Raw genomic sequence first — 5,397 nt, forward strand, 5'->3', positions numbered from 1 at the left:
CAAGGAAAAGTGGAATGAAGCGTTCACACATTAATTATGCCGTCGATAAAGCGCATGCCATCGCTGAGACTTTTCGGGTCTGTCTGCCTGATTTTGCGTATTTTACGGTCGATGCCTGGCGGCAACAGGATCAAACTCTGTGGCGTGAAGTGCGCGATCTCCAGTTGGGCTGGGATATTACCGACTTCGGGCACGGAGATTTTGCGCAAACGGGGCTGACGTTACTAACGTTGCGCAATGGTCTGATGGGGTCAGCGGATTACCCCAAACCGTATGCCGAAAAGATGCTGCAAATTCAGCAGGATCAGCAAACGCCATGGCATTTTCATCGCCATAAAATGGAAGATATCGTTAATCGCGGCGGCGGTGATTTATGTATGCAGCTGGCGTGGGCCACGCCTGATGATGAGTATGACGCCCGACGCGTTGTTGAGGTTAGCGTGGATGGTCAGCGGCGTACCGTTAACGCTGGCGAGACGCTGGTATTGAAACCGGGACAAGGAGTGTGTCTGCCGCCGCGCTTGTATCATCGCTTTTGGGCGGAGAAGGCGTTTGTGCTGGGCTGGGAAATCTCGATGGTCAATGACGACCAGCATGACAACCACTTTTTGGAACCTGGCGGTCGCTTCCCGGTGATTGAAGAAGACGAGCCCGTGAAATGGCTGTTGTGCAGTGAATATATTCGCTTATGAGCGTGAGTAGGCCCGGTAAGCGAAGCGCCACCGGGCAATAAATCATTGTGCAGGTGGTGGTGCAGTGACTTCACTCCCCGAAACCACGCCAGCCTGCATGGTTTGCGTTACCTGCTGTTTCTCCACGTTCACCGCATGCAGCTGACCGTTGACCGTTGGCTTGAGCGGCGCATCGGCCTGAATATTGCCGCTGGCGGTAAGCTGGATGTTGCCATCTCCGGAAAGCGGCAGTGCGGGCCAGCCCCACTGCTGCAGGATCGTCATTGGCACGCCGCGCCCGTTCAGGCTGACCTGCGTCTGGCGCTGAGGTAGCTGCGAAATGCTGGCAGTGGCCTCCAGCAGTCCTTTTTCCGTATAGGCGCTCAGTTCGCTGATATTGATGGTGCTGCTGTTTGCCGTTAGCGCCAGCGAAGGACGACGCACATCCGTACGGTTAAAGGTGGCTGCGGCAGCGTTGAGGGTGGCGCTCCCGCTCCAGATCCCCCACTGATTGTTCTGTACCAGCCCGAGGTTAGCGCCGTAGCCGTCCAGTGCAGTGAGCTGCCACGGGAAACTCGGGTCGATATCAATCACCAGATTGCGGCTGGCGCTGAATTTCTTCAGCGTCAGGCTGTTTAGCCACTCTGGCAGGGGTTTCATCCACAGCTGCTTCCAGTTTTCCGGCAGCGTGTATTCCAGACCAGCAATAGCGGCATCGTCAAGGACCAGCGCTTTGTTGCTGCGCATCCAGTTTCCGGATGTTCTGACCATACCGCCTTCCCAGCGGGTGGTGAACTGGCGCAGCGCAATGCCCTGCGGTGAGAACTCGGCGTTCAGAATCGGATCGAAGAAGTGCAGAGAGCCGTAAATAAACTCGCTGGCATTCATCGACAGTTTGCCTTCCTGAGTTTGCCAGTCGTCCTTGCTGAAGGTCATGTTGCGCAAGCTCAGATCGAGATCCGTCACCGCCCAGTCGGGGCCTTGCAGACGGGCATCCGTCACTTCCAGACGACCAATTTGCAGGGAAGGAATAGTGCTTAACGGGGCAAAAAAGTCGGCCAGCGATTTGTCGCTTTGCAGCCGGATATCGTTCAGGCGCAGATTCTCCACAACCCAACTCCCGTCGGCATTGCGTTGCGCTACGCCGGTTAATGCCCCACGCGCCACGTCAGCGCCAATATTGCTTAGCGTCACCCGGTCATGGTCGATGCTGCCTTCAATCAAGACGTTGGTAGTTGGAACATCGTTGAGCGTCAACGAACTGGCGCTGAGCTGAATTTGCGCTTTGCTCCCGAGAATTTTACCTGCCTCAGGGCTCCAGGGAATGACGCCGCCGTTAACGCGCTGGGCGCTGAGATTCCACTCGCTGCCGGGGCTGTTAAGCGCCATATCCTGCAATTGCAGGCGATCGGCCTGGAACGGCAGCGGTGCGGTTTGCTGGGAAAGATTCAGCGTGCCGTTTTGCAACAAAATGGTGTCTACGTGCAGCGGGTCGGTGATTTGGCGGCTACTCAGCCCAATATCGACCGTTTTAGCGACCAGCGTTGCGGGTTGACCATCCCGGCCAAAGGTGACGTTTTCCAGCAGAATATGGGAAGGGGAGGAAAACCGGTGATCGATGGCATCAAACGCCAGATGGTAGCTGCTGTTCTCCGAAACCCAGGCGCTGACGTGCTCTGCCCCCCAGCGGGTTTGCAGTAGAAAATAAAGGCCGAGAATCGCCACTGCAAGGGCGATCAGCACGTAAAGAAGCAGCTTTCCAATAAATTTCATGGTCTTCCATCCCGCGAAGTGCACATAGTCAAGTTATGCACGATTTAGGCGCAATGCTCAAGGCGGGAATGGTGAAAGAGCGTTACAGCGGCGTTGATTCAGAACCAACGCCGCATTTTGCTTATTGCTTTTCTGGTGGGAATACCAGATTCAGAACGATTGCGGTAATACCGCCAGCGGCGATACCGGAAGAGAGTAGGTTTTTCACCCAATCCGGGGCGAACTGGAGAATCAGCGGCTGCTGGGAAACACCCAGACCAACGGCCAGCGACAGCGCGATAATCAGAATCGCGCGGCGGTTCAACGGCTCGCGGGACACGATACGCACACCGGATGCTGCGATAGTACCGAACATCACCAGCGTTGCGCCGCCCAGTACCGGCTCAGGAATATGCTGTACAAAACCGCTGACTGCCGGGAACAGGCCCAGCGCGATCAACATCAGCGCCACCACAAAACCAACGTAGCGGCTGGCAACGCCTGTTAACTGAATAACCCCATTGTTCTGGCCAAAACAGGAGTTCGGGAAGGTGTTGAACACGGCGGAAACAAACGAGTTCAGACCGTTCGCCAGCACGCCGCCTTTCAGGCGCTTCATATACAGCGGACCAGAAACCGGCTGCTCGGAGACATCAGAGGTGGCCGTAATATCGCCGATGGTTTCCAGTGAAGTGATCATAAAGACCAGCATCAGCGGCAGCAGTAAACTCCAGTCGATGCCCAGGCCATAATACAGCGGCGTTGGCACCATCAGCAGGTCCTGACTTACCGGTGCGGTATTTTGCGGCAGCATGTCCATAAACCAGGCCAGCAGATAGCCTGCCGCCATCGCAATCACCAATGACGCAACGCGCAGGTACGGGTTGCGTTGACGGTTAAGCAGGATGATTAGCGCCAGCACCACGCCTGCCAACAGTAAATTCTTCGGCGCACCAAAGGTGTTGTCGCTCATTGCGGCATAGCCACCGCCAATCGATGTCAGACCCACCTGAATCAACGACAGGCCGATAATCATCACTACCACCCCTGAGACCAGCGGAGTAATAATACGACGCGCCAGGTGCAGGACACGCGAGATAACCATCTCGGTGCAGCTTGCCAGCATCAGCGTACCGAACAGCGCCGCCATCATGGTTGGGACATCTGCGCCACCGGTTTTTAGCGCCGTACCGCCCATAATCAGTGGCGCAACAAAGTTAAAGCTGGTGCCCTGAATGGATAGCAGCCCTGAGCCGACCGGCCCCCAGGCTTTGATCTGGATGATAGAAGCCACGCCGGAGGCGAACAGCGACATACTGATAATGTGTTGAGTATCCTGAGCCGGTAAACCAAGCGCCTGGCAAATTAACAGAGCAGGGGTGATCACCGCGACGAACATGGCCAGCAGATGCTGACAGGCGGCAAACAGGGTCTGGGCTAACGGGGGGCGATCTTCAAGACGGTAAATCAGTTCACTGTTGTGAGTCTGCGCAACCGGTTGCGCATTTGTTGACTCTACGGCGTTAACGGACATCAGAGGCAATCCCATGGTGGAAAAGCGGTGATTTTATCTGACCAGGGCAGAAAAGCAAACGTTTGCTAGCAGGTATTCTTAATATTTAAAACGGATAAACAAACATTTTTATATAACTTTTCATCATTTTCTGCTTAAAATCCACTCCGAAAACTCAATAAGAGCTAAAAATCGGTCTGGAATGCATCGTGCGTGATTGTGCTAAACGCACTAATGGAGCTGTAAATGTTTTATCTCGATACGTTATCAACGCTGGTTGCGGCAACCCTTGTGTTGCTGCTGGGACGTAAGCTCGTCCAGTCTGTTTCCTTCCTGAAAAAATACACCATTCCCGAACCCGTTGCAGGCGGATTGCTAGTGGCGATTGCGCTGCTGGTGCTGAAAAAAAGCATGGGTTGGGAAGTGAACTTCGATATGACCCTGCGCGATCCGCTGATGCTGGCTTTTTTCGCCACTATCGGTCTGAACGCCAATATCGCCAGTCTGCGTGCTGGTGGCCGCGTGGTGGGTATTTTTCTGATTGTGGTTGTTGGCTTGTTGCTGATGCAAAACGCCATCGGTATCGGTATGGCGACCCTGCTGGGTCTGGACCCGCTGATGGGTCTGATCGCTGGCTCAATCACCCTCTCTGGTGGACACGGAACCGGGGCCGCGTGGAGCAAGCTGTTTATTGAACGTTATGGCTTCACCAATGCGACTGAAGTGGCGATGGCTTGCGCAACGTTTGGTCTGGTGTTGGGTGGGCTGATTGGCGGCCCGGTGGCACGCTATCTGGTCAAACACTCCACCACGCCAGACGGTATGCCGGACGATCAGGCCGTGCCGACCGCATTTGAAAAGCCGGACGTTGGGCGCATGATCACTTCGCTGGTGCTGATTGAAACCATTGCTCTGATCGCTATCTGTCTGACGGTGGGTAAAATCGTTGCGCAAATGCTGGTTGGAACAGTGCTGGAATTGCCGACCTTCGTCTGCGTGCTGTTTGTTGGGGTGATCCTCAGTAACGGTCTGGCGCTACTGGGTTTTTATCGGGTGTTCGAACGTGCAGTTTCGGTGCTGGGTAACGTAAGTCTGTCGCTGTTCCTGGCGATGGCGCTGATGAGTCTGAAGCTGTGGGAACTGGCTTCACTGGCCTTGCCGATGCTGGCAATCCTGGTTGTGCAGACTATTTTCATGGCGCTGTACGCGATATTCGTCACTTGGCGCATGATGGGTAAGAACTACGATGCCGCCGTGCTGGCTGCTGGACACTGCGGTTTTGGCCTCGGCGCGACGCCGACGGCGATTGCCAACATGCAGGCGATTACCGAACGTTTTGGACCATCCCATATGGCGTTTCTGGTGGTGCCGATGGTGGGGGCGTTCTTTATCGATATCGTCAACGCGCTGGTGATTAAGCTGTATCTGCTGTTACCGATTTTTGCGCAATAACGGCTGGGG

The 5,397-nt window shown here is 55.0% G+C and carries 4 protein-coding genes; 2 read left to right on the forward strand and 2 right to left on the reverse strand.

Annotated elements, in window-relative coordinates; all coding sequences use genetic code 11:
• Window positions 1–14: 14 nt before the first annotated feature.
• Window positions 15–692, forward strand: coding sequence for a D-lyxose/D-mannose family sugar isomerase (locus FDW94_RS01790; protein ID WP_100271755.1), 678 nt, complete (start codon window positions 15–17; stop codon window positions 690–692).
• A 42-nt stretch (window positions 693–734) separates the two neighbouring features.
• Here FDW94_RS01790 and FDW94_RS01795 read toward each other — a convergent pair whose 3' ends face one another.
• Together FDW94_RS01795 and xanP are read right to left on the reverse strand one after the other, a co-directional pair.
• The gene (locus tag FDW94_RS01795; RefSeq protein WP_079934356.1) at window positions 735–2,444 is read right to left on the reverse strand and encodes an AsmA family protein; all 1,710 of its coding nucleotides are present in this window, start codon (window positions 2,442–2,444) and stop codon (window positions 735–737) included.
• 121 nt (window positions 2,445–2,565) lie between these two features.
• The gene (gene xanP, locus FDW94_RS01800; RefSeq protein WP_003024026.1) at window positions 2,566–3,957 is read right to left on the reverse strand and encodes a xanthine/proton symporter XanP; all 1,392 of its coding nucleotides are present in this window, start codon (window positions 3,955–3,957) and stop codon (window positions 2,566–2,568) included.
• Between the two features lie 225 nt (window positions 3,958–4,182).
• On the opposite strand from xanP, the gene gltS reads away from it, so the two are divergent.
• Entirely contained in the window at window positions 4,183–5,388 is a 1,206-nt protein-coding gene (gene gltS / locus FDW94_RS01805) for a sodium/glutamate symporter (protein ID WP_003024029.1), read from the forward strand.
• Window positions 5,389–5,397: the final 9 nt, after the last annotated feature.

Source organism: Citrobacter sp. wls757 (assembly GCF_005280935.1).
Taxonomy (GTDB): domain Bacteria; phylum Pseudomonadota; class Gammaproteobacteria; order Enterobacterales; family Enterobacteriaceae; genus Citrobacter; species Citrobacter portucalensis.